This is a genomic window from Altererythrobacter sp. KTW20L, from assembly GCF_023501975.1.
Classification (GTDB): Bacteria; Pseudomonadota; Alphaproteobacteria; order Sphingomonadales; family Sphingomonadaceae; genus Alteraurantiacibacter.
Genome location: NZ_JAMFLH010000003.1, coordinates 238,799 through 258,721 on the forward strand (window position 1 = coordinate 238,799; position 19,923 = coordinate 258,721).

The 19,923-nt window shown below is 63.2% G+C and carries 14 protein-coding genes and 1 pseudogene; 10 read left to right on the plus strand and 5 right to left on the minus strand.

What is annotated here, in order from left to right; translation table 11 throughout:
• The first annotated feature begins 19 nt into the window (after positions 1 to 19).
• Entirely contained in the window at positions 20 to 376 is a 357-nt protein-coding gene (locus M3P36_RS04290; RefSeq protein WP_249701397.1) for a GntR family transcriptional regulator, read from the plus strand.
• Between the two features lie 209 nt (positions 377 to 585).
• Positions 586 to 873 (plus strand): integration host factor subunit beta, encoded by a 288-nt coding sequence (locus tag M3P36_RS04295; RefSeq protein WP_249701414.1) that lies wholly within the window; start codon positions 586 to 588, stop codon positions 871 to 873.
• Between the two features lie 118 nt (positions 874 to 991).
• On the opposite strand, the gene M3P36_RS04300 is transcribed toward M3P36_RS04295, so the two are convergent.
• Positions 992 to 3,568 (minus strand): TonB-dependent receptor, encoded by a 2,577-nt coding sequence (locus tag M3P36_RS04300; RefSeq protein ID WP_249701416.1) that lies wholly within the window; start codon positions 3,566 to 3,568, stop codon positions 992 to 994.
• Between the two features lie 320 nt (positions 3,569 to 3,888).
• On the opposite strand from M3P36_RS04300, the gene M3P36_RS04305 reads away from it, so the two are divergent.
• Complete coding sequence (locus M3P36_RS04305; protein WP_249701418.1) at positions 3,889 to 5,169, plus strand: MFS transporter; 1,281 nt, start codon at positions 3,889 to 3,891, stop codon at positions 5,167 to 5,169.
• A gap of 4 nt (positions 5,170 to 5,173) precedes the next feature.
• On the opposite strand, the gene M3P36_RS04310 is transcribed toward M3P36_RS04305, so the two are convergent.
• Positions 5,174 to 6,547: an MFS transporter gene (locus M3P36_RS04310; protein ID WP_249701840.1), complete on the minus strand. Its 1,374-nt coding sequence runs from the start codon at positions 6,545 to 6,547 to the stop codon at positions 5,174 to 5,176.
• A 101-nt stretch (positions 6,548 to 6,648) separates the two neighbouring features.
• Here M3P36_RS04310 and M3P36_RS04315 point away from each other — a divergent pair, with 101 nt between their 5' ends.
• From M3P36_RS04315 to M3P36_RS04340, 6 genes are all read left to right on the plus strand, one after another.
• Complete coding sequence (locus tag M3P36_RS04315) at positions 6,649 to 7,470, plus strand: CmcJ/NvfI family oxidoreductase (RefSeq protein ID WP_249701430.1); 822 nt, start codon at positions 6,649 to 6,651, stop codon at positions 7,468 to 7,470.
• Positions 7,471 to 7,568: 98 nt separating this feature from the next.
• Positions 7,569 to 9,197, plus strand: coding sequence for a peptide ABC transporter substrate-binding protein (locus tag M3P36_RS04320; RefSeq protein ID WP_249701438.1), 1,629 nt, complete (start codon positions 7,569 to 7,571; stop codon positions 9,195 to 9,197).
• A gap of 33 nt (positions 9,198 to 9,230) precedes the next feature.
• Complete coding sequence (locus M3P36_RS04325) at positions 9,231 to 10,148, plus strand: ABC transporter permease (protein ID WP_249701441.1); 918 nt, start codon at positions 9,231 to 9,233, stop codon at positions 10,146 to 10,148.
• Positions 10,141 to 11,052, plus strand: a complete 912-nt coding sequence (locus M3P36_RS04330) for an ABC transporter permease (protein WP_249701456.1) — start codon at positions 10,141 to 10,143, stop codon at positions 11,050 to 11,052. Before M3P36_RS04325 ends, M3P36_RS04330 begins: the two co-directional genes overlap by 8 nt.
• 5 nt (positions 11,053 to 11,057) lie before the next feature.
• Positions 11,058 to 12,116, plus strand: a complete 1,059-nt coding sequence (locus M3P36_RS04335; RefSeq protein ID WP_249701463.1) for an ABC transporter ATP-binding protein — start codon at positions 11,058 to 11,060, stop codon at positions 12,114 to 12,116.
• Positions 12,113 to 13,132 (plus strand): ABC transporter ATP-binding protein, encoded by a 1,020-nt coding sequence (locus M3P36_RS04340; RefSeq protein ID WP_249701465.1) that lies wholly within the window; start codon positions 12,113 to 12,115, stop codon positions 13,130 to 13,132. The genes M3P36_RS04335 and M3P36_RS04340 overlap by 4 nt, the downstream gene beginning before the upstream one ends.
• A gap of 77 nt (positions 13,133 to 13,209) precedes the next feature.
• Here the strand turns inward: M3P36_RS04340 and M3P36_RS04345 are convergent.
• Both M3P36_RS04345 and M3P36_RS04350 read right to left on the minus strand, forming a co-directional pair.
• Positions 13,210 to 14,339, minus strand: a pseudogene (locus M3P36_RS04345) (dihydrolipoamide acetyltransferase family protein).
• Positions 14,340 to 14,384: 45 nt separating this feature from the next.
• On the minus strand, positions 14,385 to 15,338 hold the full coding sequence (locus M3P36_RS04350; RefSeq protein ID WP_249701856.1) for a helix-turn-helix domain-containing protein: 954 nt from the start codon (positions 15,336 to 15,338) through the stop codon (positions 14,385 to 14,387).
• Positions 15,339 to 15,628: 290 nt separating this feature from the next.
• Between M3P36_RS04350 and M3P36_RS04355 the strand changes: the two genes are divergently transcribed.
• Entirely contained in the window at positions 15,629 to 18,067 is a 2,439-nt protein-coding gene (locus tag M3P36_RS04355; protein ID WP_249701467.1) for a TonB-dependent receptor, read from the plus strand.
• A gap of 199 nt (positions 18,068 to 18,266) precedes the next feature.
• Here the strand turns inward: M3P36_RS04355 and M3P36_RS04360 are convergent, their stop codons facing one another.
• Complete coding sequence (locus M3P36_RS04360; protein ID WP_249701486.1) at positions 18,267 to 19,721, minus strand: CYTH and CHAD domain-containing protein; 1,455 nt, start codon at positions 19,719 to 19,721, stop codon at positions 18,267 to 18,269.
• Between the last annotated feature and the right edge of the window lie 202 nt (positions 19,722 to 19,923).

The following is a 19,923-nucleotide window of genomic DNA, read 5'->3' on the forward strand; positions in this document are numbered from 1 at the left end:
TGACCTGCGGCGCTGTATTATGGCACTGCATCACCCGATGAGCGAGACCAAGCCTGTTTACCTCCGCCTGCGCGAGAGGATCGCCGCAGCCATCATGGCCGGGGACTATGCCGAAGGGCAGATGCTGCCTTCGGTGCGCGCTTTCGCGGCGGAACAGGGGGCCAATCCGCTCACCGTGGCCAAGGCCTATCAGCAGTTCCAGGCCGACGGTCTGATCCGCGTCCAGCGCGGCGTGGGCATGTTCGTGCGCGAAGGGGCGGCAGATCGCCTGCGCCAGTCTGAACGCGAGCAGTTCATGGCCGAGGAATGGCCGCGGATCCGGCGGCGCATGGCGCGGCTCGACATCCGCCTGGCTGACCTGGCCGACCTCGTCTGACGCCGTCACGCAAGATCACTGCGGCCAAGCATTATCCCTCCGTAACAATCAGTTAAAAATTTGTCTTGCTGCAACATGAACAGACAATTGCGCGAACGTGCCGCATCTGTCATGTTGACGCGCTCTTGCAGGCATTGCCTTGGGGGTCGCACGGTGCATGCGCAACTATCGAACAACACGGACGTTTAGTCCGGTCTGAAGGTGCGACCATGATAAGATCAGAACTTCTGCAATCGCTATGCGCCGACAACCCTGACCTGAGGCCCGAGGAAATCGAGCAGGTGGTGGATATCTTCTTCGAGGAGATCACCACCCGCCTGGCCGAAGGGGGCCGGGTCGAACTGCGTGGCTTCGGCACGTTCTCCACCCGCGGGCGCGATGCCCGTACCGGGCGCAACCCGCGCACCGGCGATGCGGTGGACGTGCCGGCCAAGCGCGTGCCCTATTTCAAGCCGGGCAAGGAAATGCGCGAGCGGCTGAACGCCGACAGCGAGTAATCGCCTGCCCGCCAAAGGCCACGAAAAAGGGGCGCGGATCGATGTGATCCGCGCCCCTTTTTCTTGGCTCAGCGCCAGATGGGGGTGCCCGACCACTTGGCCGGGCACCCCCACCTGATCAGAAGCGGCGTTCCAGCGCGACCGAGAAGGTGCGCGGACGGCCCGGCACACCGGTGACAACGCCAAGGGCATTGGCCGTCGTGTCGCTGACCGACATGAAGTAGTACTTGTCGAACACGTTCTGCACTTCGAGCGAAGCGCGCCAGTCGCCATCCGCCGTGGTGTAGCTGAGGCGCGCGTTGCCGAGGAACCGGCCATCGACCCGTGCCCACGAGGTGTTCTCCGCGTTGGAGAACGTGCCCCCCTGGTACGATCCGTCGAAGCGGCCGCTGATCGTGCCGGATTCGATTTCGTGATCGTACTGGATGCCGAAGGCATAGGCGACTTTCGGGGTATACGGCGTGATGTTGTTGCCGTTGATGCCGGTGCCCACCAGGTTGCCAGCGCCATCGACGGCCGAGGTATACTCGAAATCGAGGAAGCTGATCGAACCATCGAGCGACAGGCCGTCAGCCGGATAGATCGCCAGTTCGAGTTCGGCACCCTTCACATCGGCCGAACCGATGTTCTCCGGTCGCAGACACGGTGAAGGCAGGCTGGATTCCGGACAGATCTGCTTGCCCAGCGTGATGTTCTCGTACTTGTTGAGGAACACCGCACCGTTCAACCGCACTGTGCGATCAAGCAGGTCGGCCTTGAAGCCGCCTTCGTAGGTCGTCAGCGTTTCCGGATTGAACGGCAGGGCCTGGTCACCCACGAACGGACGCGGGTTCACGCCGCCGCCCTTGAACCCGGTCGAGACCGAGGCATAGGCCAGCAGTTCATCCGAGAAGCGGTAATCGGCGACAACGCGCCAGTCCCACCGGTTGCCGCGGAAGGCACCCGGGACGTTGAACAGGCCGTTGAGGATGCAGTTGGGCGAGCTGTCGAGCGAGCTGACCACGGCACCGGGCGGTCCGATCGGGCTGCCATCCGGGTTGAACCCGGCAAAGCCGCCCGGATTGGAGAAGCACAGCGCCGCGTTGGGCAGGGTGCCATCCGGGTTGCTGCGGAAGTAGGTGTAGATCTTTTCGTCCTTGGTATAGCGCAGGCCGCCGGTCAGGCTGAAGCTGTCGGTGGGACGCAGGGTCAAGGTGCTGAACACCGCCTTCGTCGTGCTCGGCGTGGTATCCGGGCCGTGGATGAAGTCGATCGTGTGGCCCACATAGTTCAGGTCCACGCGCGCGGTATAGGTGCCGTTCTGGTCGAGGTAGTACCCGCCAACGGTGCCTTCCAGCATGCCGTTGAGCGCATCGAAGTTCAGGCGGACTTCCGAGCTCCACGCCTCATGGTTCAACTCGTTGTCGAGCTGCGCTACGGGGATCGGCGTGTTGTCCTGGTCCTGGCCCCACTTGGAAACATAGGTGCGGTACGAACCGATATAGACCAGCTGGGCATTGTCCGAGATGTCGAACGTCAGGTTGCCCGACACGCCCCAGCCTTCGAACTCCTGGATCGGCAGCGCGAAATAGGGCTTGAAGGGAGCCTGCGGATTGGGCTCCATGCCATCCATGAAGTTGGCATAGCTGACGAAACGCGGGTCATAGCCCAGGCTGCGCAGGTTGGCGGTGTCGCAGCTGTACTGCCCGGCAGGAACGAAGCGACAATCGAGCGTGACGGCATTGCCGTCGGTGCCACGAAGCCACGGGATCAGTTCGCCCTGCGAACCGATCGAGACCGAAGGGTTGGGATCGAACGGATCGAACAGTTCGGCCGACCCGCCAGCCGGCACGGTGTTGCCCGCGGCGATCAGAACGGTCGGACCCGCGCTGGAATTTTCGCGGGTGTAGTCACCCGAGATGTTGATCTCCAGCCGGTCGCTCGCTTCCCACCGCAGGGCGGCACGGCCCGCGACCAGGCTTTCGTCGCCCATGGTGCTGTAGTCGGGGTTGCCACGACCGCGCGCCAGGTTCGACGGCACATTGTCGTTATGCAGCATGCCATAGTCCAGCATGTCCACATAGCCATCGCGGCTGCGGCTCATGCCCGAGATGCGGACTGCCACGTTGTCGGTCACGCCGATGTCGGCCATGCCGCGCATCGAAATCATGTCATACGAACCGTATTCGAGGCGGAACGAGCCCGAATTGTCGCCACGCGGACGCTGCGAGAACAGCTTGATCGCGCCACCGATGGAATTCTTGCCCGCCAGCGTGCCCTGCGGACCGCGCAGGACTTCGATGCGGTCAAGGTCGATCAGTTCGAGCAGCGAAGACGACAGGGTTGGGATGAACACGTCGTCCACATAGACGCCGATGCCCGGATCGAGCGCGAAGTTGAAGTCGGTCTGGCCGACGCCGCGGATAAAGGCGATCAGGCCCGAGCCGCCGTTCTGCGGCTGCGGACGCAGCGACACGTTCGGCGCCTGGGCTGCAACCTGGGCAATGTTGGTCTGGCCGCGTGCTTCGAGCATCTCGGCATTGACCGCGGTAATCGCGATCGGGGTGTCCTGCAGGTTGGCTTCGCGGAATTCCGCGGTCACCACGATGACATTGGAGCGATTGCTATCGCTATCACTGTCCTGGGCGTGGGCTGGCGCGGCCATCCCGGCCACAATGGCCAGCGACGACACGACGCTGAGCGTCTTGAACTTCATCAGGTATCCTCCCCTTGCTGCATCCTTTGTGGATGCGGCTTGTTTGCTTGTAGCGACCCGTGCCCATCCCATGATTGGATGATGCCCAGGCTCGAATTCGGAAAGGGAAGTTTGCCGCGCACATGCCAGTGGCCGCATTCTCCTCTCCCACCTTCAACATTACCATTTGTTACAATTGCGGCAAGCATTGTGCGCCAGCGAAAATCCAAATAGCTATCGCTGTCGCAATCGGGCAACACCGTGATGCAAATCATAATAGTGCATACAATTACGCCTTGTAACGGATAACAAGTCCGTCCTCGGCGGACCGGGGAGGGAATATGACCGACACGACCAGCCCGCCAGGCGGCGTGCACCTGCGCGGATACGAACTGACAGTGCTGCTGCTGCTGGGCCTGGCCTATGGCTTTGCCTATTTCGACCGCATGGCGATGACCTTCCTCGGCCCCTACGTGCAGGTCGAGATGGGGCTGTCGAACGAGCAGCTTGGCTGGCTCGGCTCCGGCCTGTCGCTGACCTGGGCGCTGGGGGCCTATTTCGTGGGGCGCTGGTCGGACCTGATCGGCAAGCGCAAGCCGTTCCTGCTGGCGGCCCTGGTAATCTTCTCCTTCGCCTCTGTCATGTCGGGCCTGGCCTGGAGCTTCGGTTCGCTGCTCGCCAGCCGCATCGTGATGGGCGCGGCGGAGGGGCCGTTCCTGCCGATTTGCCTCGCCATCATGGTCGCCGCCAGCGCGGAAAGCCGCAAGGGCCTGAATGCGGGCGTGGTGCAGAACGTGTTCGGATCGATCATCGGCACGGCGCTCGCGCCCATCGTGCTGGTCTGGATCGCCGAGACCTGGGACTGGCGCGTGGCCTTCTATGTATCGGGCATTCCCGGCCTGATCCTGGCCGTGCTGATCTGGCGCTTCATCAAGGAGCCCGAGGCACCCCCGCAGCCCGCCGAGACCGCACCTGTCCAGCGCCCCTCGTTCGGCGCGCTCCTGGCCCGCGAAGGGCGCGAAGTACGCTCGCTGATGGCGACGCGCAACATCGCCCTGTGTTCGCTGGTGAGCATCTTCGGCGTGGGCACGGTGGTGGTCGGATCGATCTTCATGCCGCTCTATCTTGGCGGGCCGCGCGGCATCGAGCCGGCGACCTGGGCAGGGATGATGTCGGTGCTCGGCTTCTCGCCTGCCGTGGGCGCGGTGGCTGCGGGCCTGCTGTCCGAGAAGGTAGGCCGCAAACCCGCGCTGGTCCTGTTCTGCGCCCTGTTCGCCATTGCCCCGGCCACGCTATTGTGGGTCGATGGTTCGCCCACCCTGCTGGCGGCAATGATGTTCGCCAGCTGGATGGGCCTCGGCTCGTTCCCGCTGTTCATGGGGGTGATCCCGGCGGAAACGCTGGGCCGCCTGCGCGCCGCCACGGCGATGGGCGCGGTGGTGGCCGTGGGCGAGATCTTCGGCGGCTTCGCCCTGCCGCCGATCACCGGGCGGCTGGCCGACAATTTCAGCCTGGACGTAGCGCTCTATGTCCAGATGGTCCTTGGCTTGCTTGCTGCGCTGGCTGCGCTGTTCGTGGCCGAAACCAACCCGCGGATCACCGGGCGGTCGGCAATCGCCTGAAGCGTCAGGTCCGGTCCCATCGCCGGGCGGTACCAAAAGTGATTGCCGACAGCACGGCCGGGACCGCCATGATCATGCAGACCGAAGCGATCGTCAGGGTCATCGGGAAGCTCATGCCGGCGATCTCGAACGCGCCGGTCTCGCGCGTGTTGAGCAGCAGGCCACCGATATAGGGCCCGCCCACCGCTCCCACCCGCCCGGCGGTGGTCGCAAAGCCCAGCCCGGTGGCGCGCAATTGCGGCGGGAAGGCATAGGTGATCGTCAGCCAGTTCGCCGTGGCAGAACCGAACAGCATGCCCCCGATCAACGGCGCGAGCAGCACCAGCGCGCCGGGATTGCCCGACAGCTGGCCGAAAGCGGCGATCGAGGCACCCAGGCCCAGCATGGTGAACCACATGACCCGGCGCACCCCCCACAGGCCGCACAGGTAGCCCGCGGTCAGCCCGCCCGCGATCCCGCCAAAGGATACCCACTCGGAAAAGTTGGCGCCGGTCACGCTGGAACCGGTGCTTTCGGCCACCAGCGGAGTGCCCCACTGGAGGATAAAGTACCAGGCGAACATGTTGAGCGAATGGGCAAGAAACAGCTTGAGCAGTTCGCGCACGTGGAAGCCTTGCGAAATTTCCGCCAATACCGCGTCTTTCGATCCCGCCGGCTTGGGCGGCAGGCTGTCGATCCGGGCAATGCTCATCCGGTCGAGCATCCGGTTGGTCTTGGCCAGCGCCCCCTTGGGTTGCCGGTTGAGCAGGAAATCGAGGCTTTCAGGCAGCAGCACAAAGGCAATCGGGAACAATAGCGCCGACAGCGCTGCGCCGGTCCAGAAGATGACCCGCCAGTCGAGCCCGTCAAGCGTGGTGGCGGCCACAGAGGCGCCGATGATCACGCCGACCGGATAGGCGCTGGCCACCGCGCTCGCGGCAAATTCGCGGCGCCGGAAGCTGGCATATTCGAGCGCGATCATCCCTACCGTACTGGTCATCCCGCCGATGCCGACCCCTGTCAGAATCCGCGCGGCGACCATCTCGGCATAGCTTTGCGACAACGCGGCCCAGGCCATGCCCACGCTCATCAACAGCAGGCAGAACAGGATCGCAGGCCGCCGGCCCCACTGGTCCGCCACCGGCGATACCGACAGTGCGCCAATCGCCATGCCCACCAGATGCATCGCGAACAATGTGCCGAGCGCTGCATCGGACAGGCCCCATTGCGCCTTCAGTGCTGCGCCCGCCAGCGAGATGGCGAGGATATCATAGCCGTCGATCATGTTGACGAGGATGCAGATCGCCACCACCAGGTATTGCGCCGGAGTCATCCGGCGGTTGCCCAGAATTTGCCGCGGATCGTCCGCCGGAAGCGGCGCTTGCGCACCTGCCTGCATCGTGGCCACTTTACTCTCCCCACCCTACCGCTCGACGGCGGCTTGGATTGCTTGCTATGCTGCGCGCACGAACCCGTCAAAAGAATAAGGGCGCGAGAGGAATGACCATGGCCGGGAGCGGGATCGGGGCAAGGGCCCGCGATATCACCGCGACGATGAAATATGTGCAGCGCGGCGAGAAGGCCACGTTCTATGCCGGCGACCGCGAACGCAGCTACTGGCCGGGCGAGGAGCACCATGTCACGATCCACGACATGCGCCCGCAGCTTGGTGACCTGGCGCTGGAGCGTAACGGCTTTGCCGTGGCGGAAGGCTCCAGCGGCATTGCCGACTACACCGATCCGGACCAGCTCGCCCGCTATTGCCGCGATACCGAAGAGCTGGTCGGCCGCATGACGGGGGCCCGCAAGGTCATCAGCTTCGGCCCGATCCTGCGCACCAGCAGCGCGGGCACCCACGGCCACAACCAGCCGGCCTTCGGCGCCCATGTCGATTATGGCGCCAGGACCGTGGCAGATTTCTCGCGGAAGATCCTGGGCGATGAAGAAGCCGCGCCATTGCTGGCGGGCCGCCACATGCTGGTCAACGTCTGGCGCCCCATCGCGCCTGTCGAAAGCACGCCGCTGGCCCTGTGCGATGCCCGCTCCGTGCGCCGCGAAGACCTGTTCGACAGCGAGATCGTGGGCGGGCTCGGCGGGCTCGACTTCTCGCTGTGGGGTTTCAACCTGGCCTGGACGCCCGATCACAAGTGGTACTGGCTGCCGCAGATGCAGCCGGACGAGGCCATGGTGTTCAAGCTGTTCGACAGCGATAGCGATGCCGTGCAGTTCACCGCCCACTCCGCTTTTGAGGACCCCACCGCCGCTGCCGACGCCGCCCCGCGCGAGAGTGTGGAACTGCGGACCATCGCCTTCCTGGATTAGGTCTGCGCGACGACAGGCGGCGGCAACCGATACGATCGGGCTTCCGGGTTGCAAATCAACGTTTGTGTGAAACCAAGAATGACGGCATGGTAATTTGCATGATGATATCCAACGCAACCAGAATCGTCCGCCTCGCCCTCTCCACCATGTTCTGTTCGCTGCTGCTTGCTTGCGGCGGCCCGACCGAGGCTGACCAGGCGGCACAAGACGGCATTCTGCTGGTCGGCAATGGCTCGGAGCCCAAGGGTCTCGACCCGCACCTGGTGACCGGCGTTCCCGAATCAAGCCTGCTGCGTGCCCTGATGGAAGGGCTGGTGGCGCCCGATGCAGACGATGACCTGGCACCTGCCCCCGGGGTTGCCGAAAGCTGGGAGAGCAACGACGATTTCACCGTCTGGACCTTCAACCTGCGTGACACGCAGTGGACCAACGGCGATCCCGTGCTGGCCAGCGACTTTGTCTATTCATGGCAGCGCATCCTCAGCCCCGCGCTGGGTGCCGAATATGCCGAGATGCTCTATGTCATCAGGAATGCAGACGATTTCCACCAGGGCCGCACCGAGAATTTCTCGCAGGTTGGCGTAAGGGCAATCGACGATCGTACGCTGGAAGTGACCCTGGAAGGCCCCACACCGCATTTCCTCGGCATGCTGATGCACACCAGCTTCCTGCCGGTGAATCCCCGGGCGGTTGAAGAGCACGGCGGCATGACCGATCGGCAGAGCGGTTGGTCCACGCGCGAGAATTACGTCGGCAACGGGCCATTCCAGCTCAAGGAATGGGTCACCAACCAGGTGATCGAGGTCGAGCGCAATCCCGCCTACTGGGATGCCGCCACCGTCCAGTTGAACGGTATCCGCTTCTATCCGATCGACAATGTCGGAACGGAAGAGGCGATGTTCCGCGACGGGCGCCTGCATCTGACCAACACGGTCTCGCCCGACAAGATTCCCTCCTTCCAGTCCGAAATGCCCGACCGTTTGCGGATCGAGCCCTATCTCGGATCATACTTCTACCGCATCAACACCACGCGCCCGCCGTTCGACGATGTGCGGGTCCGGCGCGCGCTGGCGCTGGCGATCGACAAACAATTGCTGGTCGATCGGGTAACGCAGGGCGGGCAGACTCCGGCTACCGGCTTTACCCCTTCGGGCATTGACGGATATCCGGCATCCGACGCCGTACAGTTCGACGTCGCCGAAGCACAGCGCCTGCTGGCAGAGGCCGGTTATCCCGGCGGACAGGGCTTCCCCAATGCGGAAATCCTGATCAACACCAACGAAGGGCATCGCAAGATTGCCCAGGCCCTCCAGGCGATGTGGCAGAGCACGCTGGGCATCAACGTCGGCATCTACAACCAGGAATGGAAGGTCTATCTCGATAGCCAGTCAAACCTTGATTACGACATCTCGCGCGCCGGATGGATCGGGGACTATGTCCACCCCACCTCGTTCCTCGACATCTTCACCTCGGGCAACGGCAACAACGACACCGGCTGGGCCAACCCGCAGTATGACGCGCTGATCGGCCGGGCCCGCGTGGCGCAGAGCGAGGATGAACGGATGGACCTCCTGCAGCAGGCCGAGGCTATCCTGCTGGAAGAAATGCCGATCGTGCCGATCTACTGGTACACCCGGGTCTATCTGAAGGATCCGCGGGTCCAGGGGTGGGAGCCCAAGCTGCTCGACAACCATCCCTACAAGCACGTTTCGCTGCGCGTGGACTGATAGCACGATGGCCCTCTTAAAGGCGCTCGCCTCATGGTGAAGTTCATCGGTTTACGCCTGCTGCAGGGCGCCATCGTCCTGCTGGCGATCTATGCTGTCACCTTCTTCCTGGTGGCCATGACGCCGGGCAGCCCGTTCAGTTCGGAACGGGCCATTCGCCCGGAAATCCTCGCCCAGATCGAGGCATTCTATGGCTATGACAAGCCTGCTCTCGAGCGGTTCTGGCTGTCGCTGGTCAATATGCTGCAGGGCGAATTCGGCCCGAGCGCCGTCTATGCCAACCGGTCGGTGACGGACATTATCGGCGAGGCTTTCCCCGTATCGCTGCAATTGGGCGGGATGGCCCTGGTGATCGCGCTGCTGCTGGGCATCCCGGCGGGCATCATCGCCGCGGTCAAGCGCAACACCTGGCTCGATTACCTGCCGATGTCGCTGGCCATGGCGGGCATCTGCCTGCCCAGCTTCGTGATGGGGCCGATGCTGGCGCTGCTGTTTGGCATCATCCTGCGCTTGCTGCCGGTAGCAGGCTGGTTCGGACCGGAATACTGGATCCTGCCCGCGGGCACCCTGGGACTGGTCTATGCCGCCTACTTTGCCCGCCTGACCCGTGGCGGAATGCTGGAAATGCTCAACCAGGACTGGGTTCGCACGGCCCGGGCCAAGGGCGTTCCGGAGCGGCAGATCATCTTCAAGCACTGCCTCAAAGGCGGGCTGATCCCCGCGATCACCTTCCTCGGCCCGGCACTGGCCGGGATCATCTCGGGGTCCTTCGTGGTGGAAACGATCTTCCAGGTCCCCGGCCTTGGCCAGTGGTTCGTGCGCGGGGCGCTCAACCGCGACGATTTCCTGATCCTCGGGCTGACCTTGCTGTTTGCCGCGCTGATCGTGGTGATGAACCTGCTGGTCGATATCGCGCAGGTGGCGCTTAATCCCAGGCTGAAACATGGCTGATCTGGCATCGAAACTTCCGCTTTCCCCCGCTCCCATCACACCGGAGCAGTTGGAACAGGGCTCGTCGCTGTGGAGCGACGCCTGGGCGCGGCTGCGCAAGAACAAGCTGGCACTGGGCAGCCTGTTCATGTTCATCCTGATTGGCCTGTTCTGCGTCGTGGGGCCGTGGCTTTCGCCTTATGACAGCCAGGCGCAGAACCTGTTCGCCGGGGCCGAGGGGCCGTCAGCCGATCACTGGTTCGGCACCGATACGCTGGGCCGTGACCTGATGGTGCGCGTGATGGAAGGCGGCCGCATCTCGCTGCTCGTTGGCCTGGTCGCTACCAGCGTTTCGCTGCTGATCGGCGTGGTTTACGGCGCCACTGCCGGATATATCGGCGGCAAGGTCGATGCGGGAATGATGCGCTTTGTCGACCTGCTCTATGCCCTGCCGTTCACGATCTTCGTGATCCTGCTGATGGTGGCATTCGGCCGCTCGTTGTGGCTGATGTTCGTCGCCATCGGCTGTGTCGAATGGCTGACCATGGCGCGCATTGTCCGTGCCGGGGTGATCGACCTGAAAAAGCAGGAGTTCGTCGAGGCGGCAGTTTCGCTCGGCCTGTCCAACCGCCGCATCATCCTGCGCCACCTGATCCCCAACGTGCTGGGTCCGGTAATCGTGATCGCTACCCTGACAGTACCGGCCGTGATGCTGCTCGAAGCCTTTCTCAGCTTCCTCGGGCTCGGCGTGCAGCCGCCCAATGCCAGCTGGGGCGTCCTGATCAACGAAGGCCAGCAGAACATGGAAATCTTTGCCTGGCTGCTGATCTTCCCGGCCTTCTTCTTCGCGCTCACGCTGTTCTGCCTCAACTTCCTGGGTGACGGCCTGCGCGATGCCCTCGACCCCAAAAGCGCAGGAGACTGAGCAACATGGCCTTGCTCGAAGTTTCCGGACTGACCACCCATTTCCACACCCGCAATGGCGTGGTGCGCGCGGTCGATGGCGTGTCCTTCTCGGTCGATCGGGGCGAGACCCTGGGCATTGTCGGCGAATCCGGGTCCGGCAAATCGGTCACCTGCTATTCGCTGCTGCGCCTGATCCCCGAACCGCCCGGCCGCATCGAAAGCGGCACCGCGATGTTCGACGGGCAGGACCTGCTGCAAATGACGCAGGCGCAGTTGCGCCAGGTGCGCGGCAAGCGGATCAGCATGATCTTCCAGGATCCGATGACCTCGCTCAATCCGTACCTGCGCATTTCGACCCAGCTGGTCGAGGCATTGCAGGTCCACAGCGATATCGATGACAAGGCAGCGCTCGCCAAGGCCATCGCGGCGCTGGAGGAAGTCGGCATCCCCGAAGCCTCGCGCCGCGTGCGCAGCTATCCGCACGAATTTTCCGGCGGCATGCGCCAGCGGGTGATGATCGCGATGGCGCTGATCACCGATCCCGACCTGCTGATTGCGGACGAGCCGACCACGGCGCTGGACGTGACCGTGCAGGCTCAGATCCTCGAAATCATCCGCCAGCGGCAGGAAAAGCTCGGCACCGCGGTCATCCTCGTCACCCACGATCTGGGCGTGGTGGCGGGCACCTGCGACAAGGTGAACGTGATGTATGCCGGCCGGATCATGGAAAGCGGCACGGCAGAACAGGTGTTCTACGAAGCGCGCCATCCCTATACCCGCGCGCTGCAGAAGACGATCCCGTCGCTGCAGAAGAAGGGCCAGAAGCTGTTCACTATTCCCGGCCTTCCGCCGGATCTTGCCAAGCCCATCACCGGTTGCGCGTTCTATCCCCGCTGCCCCTATCCCAAGGTGGCAGGGCCGGTAGGCGATGTGCCCGTGCTGCGTGACCTCGGCAATGGCCACTGCCATGCCGAATGCCATTTCTGTGACAGCACAGCGCCCATCGAAAGCGTGCTGCCCGAAGACCTGGCAGAAGACGCGGTGGTCGGCGATGCAGCGCCGGCAGAAGGCGGCGCGGCATGAGCGCGGCAATCGGCGATCCCGCCACCGATTTCCTGGTGCTGCAGGACGTGCGGACCCATTTCGACCTGGGGCGCGATTTCCTCACCCGGCAAAGCAAGGGTGTGGTGAAAGCGGTCGATGGCGTCTCGCTGACAGTCCGCAAGGGCGAAGTGCTGGGACTGGTGGGCGAATCCGGCTGCGGCAAATCGACCCTCAGCCGCACGATCATGCAGTTGATCCGCCCGACTTCCGGCCAGATCTGGCTGGAAGGCGAGGAATTGAGCGCCATTTCGGATCAGGACATCCGCGAGACGCGCAAGAATTTCCAGATGATCTTCCAGGATCCCTACGCCTCGCTCAACCCGCGCATGACGGTGATGGATACCCTGGCAGAGGCAATCCGCACCCGGCATCCGGGCCTGAATGCCGAAGAAATGCGCGGCCGGGTTTCAGACCTGCTGCGCACAGTCGGCCTCAATCCGGTCCAGATGAAGCGCTATCCGCACGAGTTTTCCGGTGGCCAGCGCCAGCGCATCGCGATTGCCCGCGCCCTGGCACCCGAGCCCAAGCTCATCATCGCCGACGAACCGGTGTCCGCCCTCGACGTTTCGATCCAGTCGCAGATCCTCAATCTGCTGAAGCGGCTGGTTCGCGAGATGGGGCTGACGATGATCTTCATCTCGCACGATCTGTCGGTCGTGCGCTATGTCGCGGACCGGATCGCGGTGATGTACCTGGGCCATATCATTGAGCTGGGCAGCGCCGAGGCGGTGGTGGACAAGCCGCTGCACATTTACACCAAGGCCCTGATGAGCGCCATTCCGCTGCCCGATCCCAGGGCGGAGAAGGCGCGGACGCGGATCATCCTGCCGGGCGATCTGCCATCACCGCTCAACCCGCCAAGCGGCTGCGTGTTCTGGCCCCGCAGCCCGGTCGAACATGACGAGCGCCTGAAAACCGTCCCGCCCGGTTTTGCCGAGGTCTATCCCGATCACTGGGCGGCAGACTGCCCCTTCTGCGTGGAAAAACCGGCCTGAACCCCGCGTCCAAACCTCAGGAACTTCTGTAATTGCTTGCGTGCCGAGCTGTCAGCCTTTGACCACTTGCTGGTCGATCACGCCGAAGTGCCGGCCATACGCGAAATGATGCAGCACCATGCTGCCGTCGGTTCGGCACCGATACCTACGATGACGAGGTCAGCTCCAGGACCTGCACCCAGCGGAGAATGACTGGACGACGGATCGACGAAGATCAACCCGGGCACTTTCAGCCGCCGCTTCAAGGCCTGCACGAAAGCCGCAGCGTCATAGCCGTCAATCACGCGGTGGTCGCAGCTCATCGACAGGTTCATCATCTGTCGGGGGACGAAGCGGCCATCCTGCCACACGGGGCGGGTGACGATCTTGTTTGGGCCGATGATACACACTTCCGGCCGGTTGAGGATCGGCGTCGCCGCGATCCCGCCCAGCTTGCCGAGCGAGATGACGGTGATGGTCGAACCGCGAAGGTCATCGCGCGCAATGGTCCCCGATCGCGCCAGTTCGGCGCGTGTCGCCAGCGCGGCAGCCAGCTTGTCGAGAGACAGCGCATCGGCGTGCTGGATCACCGGCACCATCAGGCCCGCATCGGTCTGTGCCGCCACGCCCACGTGCACGCTGCAAAAGCGGCGGATTATCTGGCTGTCGTCGTAGTAATGCGCGTTGAACTGCGGCAGATCGCGGCGATCAGCAGCGGCAGGATCGTCTGCTTGGAGGCGCGGTCCGCAGCATTGAGTTCGGCGCGCAGTCGTTCCAGCTCGATCATGTCGATTTCCTCGACACAGGTGAAGTGCGGAATGGCGCGCTTGGCCTCCTGCATCTTCTGCGCGATCATCCGGCGCATACCGACGACTGGCAGTTCCTCGTCCTTCAGCGAGGGGGTGCAGGCCGGGCCGGGATCTGCGCGCGGGGGCGTTCTTGCCGCCAGCATGAACGCTTCAAGATCGGCATTGCGCACCCGCTGCCCCTGATGCGGCACGCTGGCGAGATCGACCCCAAAATCGCGCGCGCGCCGCCGCGCCAGGGGCGAGGCCAGCACCTTGCCTGCGTCGGGCGGCGGTGGGGATGGCGCCGGTGAGGGTGGCGGAACCGGCGGAGGCGATGCAACTGCTGCCACCTCCACAACCGGTTCAGCAGCCACTTCCGGTTCCCCCGCACCGGTCCCTTCGGTCTCGAACACCAGCAGCACCGTGCCCACGCGAACCACGTCACCAACCTGCGCCTCCTCGTTGCTCCCCAATGAGGTCCTGCCCTAGTTCAGGCGCCACTGGCCGGGAGTTATGAGGTACCGGTTCTTGAAGGCGCGGGTGAAATGCGCGACATTCTCGAAGCCGTTGGCAAAGGCAATCTGCGCGATCGGCTGATGGAAACCCTGGGGGTTGCGGAGGTCTTCCGAAGCACGTTCTAGCCTACGACTCCATATCTGGCGAGAGATGGACCGACCGAGCTGCTGCTGCATGATCGCATCCAGCCGGCGACGGCTGATCCGCTGATCGCGCGCAACGGCTTCCGGCGACAGGTCCTGTTGTTGCAGGTTTTGCTCGATGAAATCTATAGCGCGGCGGATGCGCCAGTCGGTCGGGGACAGCTTGCCCTCGGGCAGGCTGGCGAGGCCCAGCATCTGGATCACTCCGCCAAGGGCGGCGTTGCGTTGCGCATCGCCAAGCTTCGGAGCATCCTTGCCAAGTCGCAAAAGCAGGTCTGTGAGCAGGCTGGTGCCCGTGTCCGACGAAGACAGCGTTTGAGCAACCAGGCGTTGAAGAAGAGGATGTCGACCCAGTGCCTGCGCACGCGGCAGGCGCAGAAAGTAGATCCTCCCCCATTCTTGCGACACAATCCTGAATCTGCTGCTCTCGTCCAGAAGGCAGATATCGCCCGGCTCCACGACGGCTTGGAGGCCATTCTGGTGGACCTGTGTTGCACCCTCGACTTGCACCATTACGGAAAGGAAGGCGTTGCGCGTGCAGGACGATTGGGTTGGATGGAAATCCACGTCAGCAGCTAAGCTTTCCACTTCGAACAAGTCACCAGCACCCAGCGGCACGCGTTTGATCGATCCGCCTGACGGCAGAGGAGAATCCAGCGTAACCGTGATCCCGGGCCAGGAATCCCGCGCTGCTGAGTTCCACATCAAGGTGCGGCGATTTTGATCGACCTCTCGCAAGTCGATAACCGAGTCAGCCTCTGGCAGCAGCCCGGCTTCCACTTGCGGCAAGCCATTTCTCCACATCAGTCAACGCATCCCAGCCTTAAGTAACGTAAGGTAATTCGCAGGGTTTGGCGTGTTGTAGCCCTGCCCGCCGAGAGGCCGCAAGCCGTTCGGAAGAAAGAAGTGAGGCAGCCTCAGCAGGGCGACCCGTGCACTGCACGGCAAGCGCCTGCTGTGGGAATGATAAAATGTGGGGAGAGATATCGATGTCCAGAAGAGTTTTCACGGGTCGCCGTGCAGGTCTGCTATTGCGCATTTCGGGCCCCGCGTTGGCCGTCGGCCTGGCCATGACGGCCGTTCCCGCGCTGGCGCAGTCGGGCACAGAATCCGAAAATGACGTGATCGTCGTGACCGCACAGCTGCGCGAACAGAACCTGCAGGACATCCCGCTGTCCATTACCGCTGTCAGCGGTGAGCAGCTCGAGGCGCGCAGCCAGACCACGCTGACCGATATCGCGGCCCAGGTGCCCAACCTACTGCTGCAAAGAAATCCGGCCGGCCAGGGCAATTCCGTACGCGTTTTCATTCGCGGCGTCGGCCAGTCAGATCAGAGCCCCTCGGTCGAGCCGGGCGTGGGCACTTATATCGACGATATCTATTATGGCACGGTCCTGGCCAGCGCCTTCGACCTCACCGATCTGGAACGGATCGAAGTCCTGCGCGGACCGCAGGGTACGCTTGCCGGCATGAACACGCTGGGCGGGGCGATCAAGGTCTATTCCCGCAAGCCCGAAGGCGAAGGCGGCTATGTCGAGGCAACGGTCGGCACGATGGGCCGGGTCGACGTGAAGGCCAGCGCGGACTTCTCGATCGTGCCGGACGCGGTGTTTGCGCGTATCACCGGCGTTACCCGCAATCGCGATGGCCATGTCACCCGCTATGACTATGGCTGCCTCAACCCGACCGATCCCGATGTGGTTTCCGGCGCCCTCCCCAGCCTGGCTTCAGGCGGAGACTGCGTGCTGGGTGAAATGGGCAACCAGCAGATGTACGCCGTTCGCGGATCGCTGCGGATCGCACCTGTGGATAGCCCGTGGGAAGTGAACCTGGTGGCCGATTACACCAAGGACTCCTCGGAAACCCAGGCCTCGGTCCTGATCGCCAGCGCAGAATCGGCCAATGCCGGTTCGGCTGCTCCGGTGAACCGGTCGGGCCTGTCGATTCCCTACCAGGGCGCGGCCTACGATGACCGCTTCGTGACCTACGGGACCTATCGCCGGGCCAATTCGGTGCTCAACGATCCCTACGCCAGCTATGCCAACTTCTTCGATCCGGGCGTAATGCATTCGGCCATCGGTGCCCCTCCGGGCCCGCCGTCGGGCTATATTGCAGGCGACTCGCTCGGGCCGTTTATCGCTCCTTCGGCAGGCGGAGCAGAAGCCTGGGGCCTTTCGGCCACGATCGACATCGAGCTATCGGACAACATCGCGCTCAAGTCGATAACCGGCTATCGCCACATGTTCAGCGAAACCGGATCGGACAACGACCATTCGCCGATCGTGTTCATCATGGACGATTCCGACTATTCGCACGAACAGTTCAGCCAGGAATTGCGTCTCAACGGCGTGTTCCTCGACGATCGCCTCGATGTAGTCCTGGGGGCATTTTACTATGACGCCGCCACCCGCTACAACGCGCGGATCCATACGCCGTTCTCGGGCTTCTGCGCGGCTGCCACACCCTGCTTCTCGTTCATCAACGACGACACGGCAGATCTCACCTCCTATGCGGGCTTCGCCAATGTCGCCTTTGCCCTGACTGACAGGCTGACGGTGGAAGGCGGCTTGCGGATAAGCCACGAGAACAAGGAATACCTCTACAACCGCCTGAACCCGGACGGCAACGGCGACTACCTGCCGCTGAGCAATCCGGGCAATCCGCTGACCGGGTTTGTCGGCATTTACGAGGAAACGATCACCGATTACCGCGCCGCGGCGTCCTACCAGGTGACCGACGACCTGATGGTCTATGGCCAGTTTTCGACCGGCTTCAAGGGCGGCGGCGTGGCGCCGCGGCCCTATGTCTTCCAGCAGATCCGCCCGTTCGGCGCCGAAAAGCTGAGGGCCTACGAAGTCGGCTTCAAGGCCGAACCTTTCGATCGTGCCATGCGATTGAACGGCAGCCTCTTCCACATGGACTACTCTGGCTACCAGGGCACGCCCACCACTTGCCTGGGGCTCGACGACCAGCCCCTGCCGGTCGATGCGGGCGGCGTGCCCGGCCTGTGCGGCCAGTACCTGAACATCGGCGATGCACGGGTGCGCGGGTTCGAACTGGAAACCACCATCCGCCCGGTCGCCGGCCTGTCGATCGACGGGGCAATGAGCCTCACGGATTTCGAATTCACGTCGATCAACTATCCCACGACCGCCATCATTGCCGGAGCCAAGCGCCCCGGTATCGGCGAATTCAAGTGGAGCGCAGGCATCCAGTACGAAGCCTGGCTGGGCGACAATGTCGGTTCGCTCACCCCGCGCATCGATGTGAACTACACGCCCGGCTATTGCGGCAATTTCAACTGCGATCCGAACGTCACGGTGGACAGCTACACGCTGGTCAATGCCCGCCTGACCTATCGTTCACCGGACGAGGAATGGTCGGTTGCCCTGGAAGCCACCAACCTGTTCGACAAGTTCCATTACCTGAACAAATTTGCCACGTTCTACGTCAACGGCCAACCCGGCCGTCCGCGAGAAGTTGCGTTGAGCCTGCGCAATCGGTTCTGATGGTCGGGGCCCGGGGTTACAGGCAACCCTGGGCCCCGTTCCTCCGTTGCCAGCCCATATCGACGAAGACGGTTTGCTGCTTCGAACCGGGCGCAAGTCCGGGATCGACCGATCCCGGGCGCAAGTCCGGGATCGGTCGACAATTGCTTAGGATGAACAACGCCGGGGTCAGTCCATTGGCCCCACCTCGCCCTTCCCCTCACCGCCAAAAACGCTTCGCATCAAGCAGGACTTCGATGGAATCGGCGGCTGCCGCAAGGAGGCGATGCTTGTCCTTCTTCCGGAACAGGGCAGGAGCTTGTGGGTGGTCTGCCAGGTCGAGCCGCGCAAGCAACGCTGGTCCGGTTGCAAGATCATTGAGGGCACCGAGCTGATCCTGAAGATCCTTCAGCGCCTGCATGAACTTCCGGTGGCGGCGCAGCTCGTGCTTTTGGACAAAGAGTGACGCGAAGAAATCCGCCGCATAGTGCAGCTTCTTGGCCGCCTTGCGAACCTCGTGCCGTGCAGGGTCGTCCAATTGTTCAAGGCAGCGCCCACCTTTCCTGACCTTGCGATGGTATCGGTCCAGCGCTGCTGATGCGACCTCGCGGACTGACAGGTCAAGGGCGCCGGGATCAGGCCGCTTCTCCCATTCCCCGACGGCAAGCCATTCGGCAAGATCGAGCATGAGCTTCCTCGACCGGGCAGTCGATAGCGAGTGGACTGCCTTGGTATAGGCATTTGCCCTCTCTTCAATCAGTCGCTCGCGCAGCGACCCTTCGCAAGAACGTTCGACCAGCACATCAAGATCGCGCGCCTCCCCCAAAACGCCCGCCAGCCAGCGCACCTCGCCAACCAGGGCAGCAGACCTTTCATCGGTCAGCATGGCACGGTGGATCGAGAAGGCCGAGCGCAGACGGCGCAAGGCCACGCGGGCCTGATGCACGGCCTCGGGATCCTGGTTCTCAAGGATCAGCGGTTCATTAAGCCGGAACTGCCTGATGCAGGAACGGACGATCACCTGGAATGCCCCGGCAGCAGTCATGTCCGGAGCCAGCACAATCGGCTCGGCCTTGGTGGCCCCGGGCAGAGGACCAAGCAGGCGGTAGCCACGCTCCGCCTTGCTCAACACACCAAGCCGCACCGGCGCGGCCTTCGCAATCCGTCGCGAAAGGGCGAACAGAGTGGCAAAGTCACCGGACTTCTGTTCGAGCTCGACCTCGCAAAAGAATGACTCGCGCTCGCCCGCGATGATGTGTCCGCGATCGATAGCAATCTCGATCCCGTCCACTTGCCAGATCCGTCGCTCATTCTCGATGGCAAAAACCGGGGCGAGATCGGCGATGCGATCTTTGAGCAAGCCCGCGATTGGGTTCGAGCCTTCGAGAAGGGGGTGATCGTCCTTGACGCCGCATTCCCACTCCTGACGCGTGAAGAGGCCCGCTGCGGCACCGGCATCCCGTTTGACCGTTTGCACGCGCTTCGTGCCAACACGCCGAATGCGCAGGGAAAGCCCCTCCTTAGCAAGTTCGTGTTTCGGCGTGTCGAAGTAGATCGTGCGCTGACGAACGGTATCCTGGGCGGCACCGAAGAGCCTGGCTGCGTCAAGAGCGTCAGCTGCCTCGCTGCTCAGTTCTAGCTTGAGTTCAACTTCTTCGAGTGCGCCAGAAGTCATTTCTGCAGTCCTCGTCAAATGCCGTTCCGGTATTCAGCGGCATTCAAGGAACGCCGCCCCCGCTTGTGCAATACCAGATCGGGCACGTTTCCTTGCATGGCTTGCGGGTCGCGTCCCGATTGGCGACGGTCCGTGGATCAGGTTACTGCGGGTGAGTTTGCTGCGGGTGCTGGAGGTTCTCGTTGCATGGTGTCTTCTGCCC

What these genes read in the sequence shown, in the direction of transcription:
- M3P36_RS04320 (WP_249701438.1), top strand. Translation starts at nt 7,569, where the DNA reads ATGATGATATCCAACGCAACCAGAATCGTCCGCCTCGCCCTCTCCACC.
- M3P36_RS04330 (WP_249701456.1), top strand. Translation starts at nt 10,141, where the DNA reads ATGGCTGATCTGGCATCGAAACTTCCGCTTTCCCCCGCTCCCATCACA.
- M3P36_RS04335 (WP_249701463.1), top strand. Translation starts at nt 11,058, where the DNA reads ATGGCCTTGCTCGAAGTTTCCGGACTGACCACCCATTTCCACACCCGC.
- M3P36_RS04310 (WP_249701840.1), bottom strand. Translation starts at nt 6,547, where the DNA reads ATGCAGGCAGGTGCGCAAGCGCCGCTTCCGGCGGACGATCCGCGGCAA.
- M3P36_RS04340 (WP_249701465.1), top strand. Translation starts at nt 12,113, where the DNA reads ATGAGCGCGGCAATCGGCGATCCCGCCACCGATTTCCTGGTGCTGCAG.
- M3P36_RS04360 (WP_249701486.1), bottom strand. Translation starts at nt 19,721, where the DNA reads ATGACTTCTGGCGCACTCGAAGAAGTTGAACTCAAGCTAGAACTGAGC.
- M3P36_RS04305 (WP_249701418.1), top strand. Translation starts at nt 3,889, where the DNA reads ATGACCGACACGACCAGCCCGCCAGGCGGCGTGCACCTGCGCGGATAC.
- M3P36_RS04295 (WP_249701414.1), top strand. Translation starts at nt 586, where the DNA reads ATGATAAGATCAGAACTTCTGCAATCGCTATGCGCCGACAACCCTGAC.
- M3P36_RS04290 (WP_249701397.1), top strand. Translation starts at nt 20, where the DNA reads ATGGCACTGCATCACCCGATGAGCGAGACCAAGCCTGTTTACCTCCGC.
- M3P36_RS04355 (WP_249701467.1), top strand. Translation starts at nt 15,629, where the DNA reads ATGACGGCCGTTCCCGCGCTGGCGCAGTCGGGCACAGAATCCGAAAAT.
- M3P36_RS04300 (WP_249701416.1), bottom strand. Translation starts at nt 3,568, where the DNA reads ATGAAGTTCAAGACGCTCAGCGTCGTGTCGTCGCTGGCCATTGTGGCC.
- M3P36_RS04325 (WP_249701441.1), top strand. Translation starts at nt 9,231, where the DNA reads ATGGTGAAGTTCATCGGTTTACGCCTGCTGCAGGGCGCCATCGTCCTG.
- M3P36_RS04315 (WP_249701430.1), top strand. Translation starts at nt 6,649, where the DNA reads ATGACCATGGCCGGGAGCGGGATCGGGGCAAGGGCCCGCGATATCACC.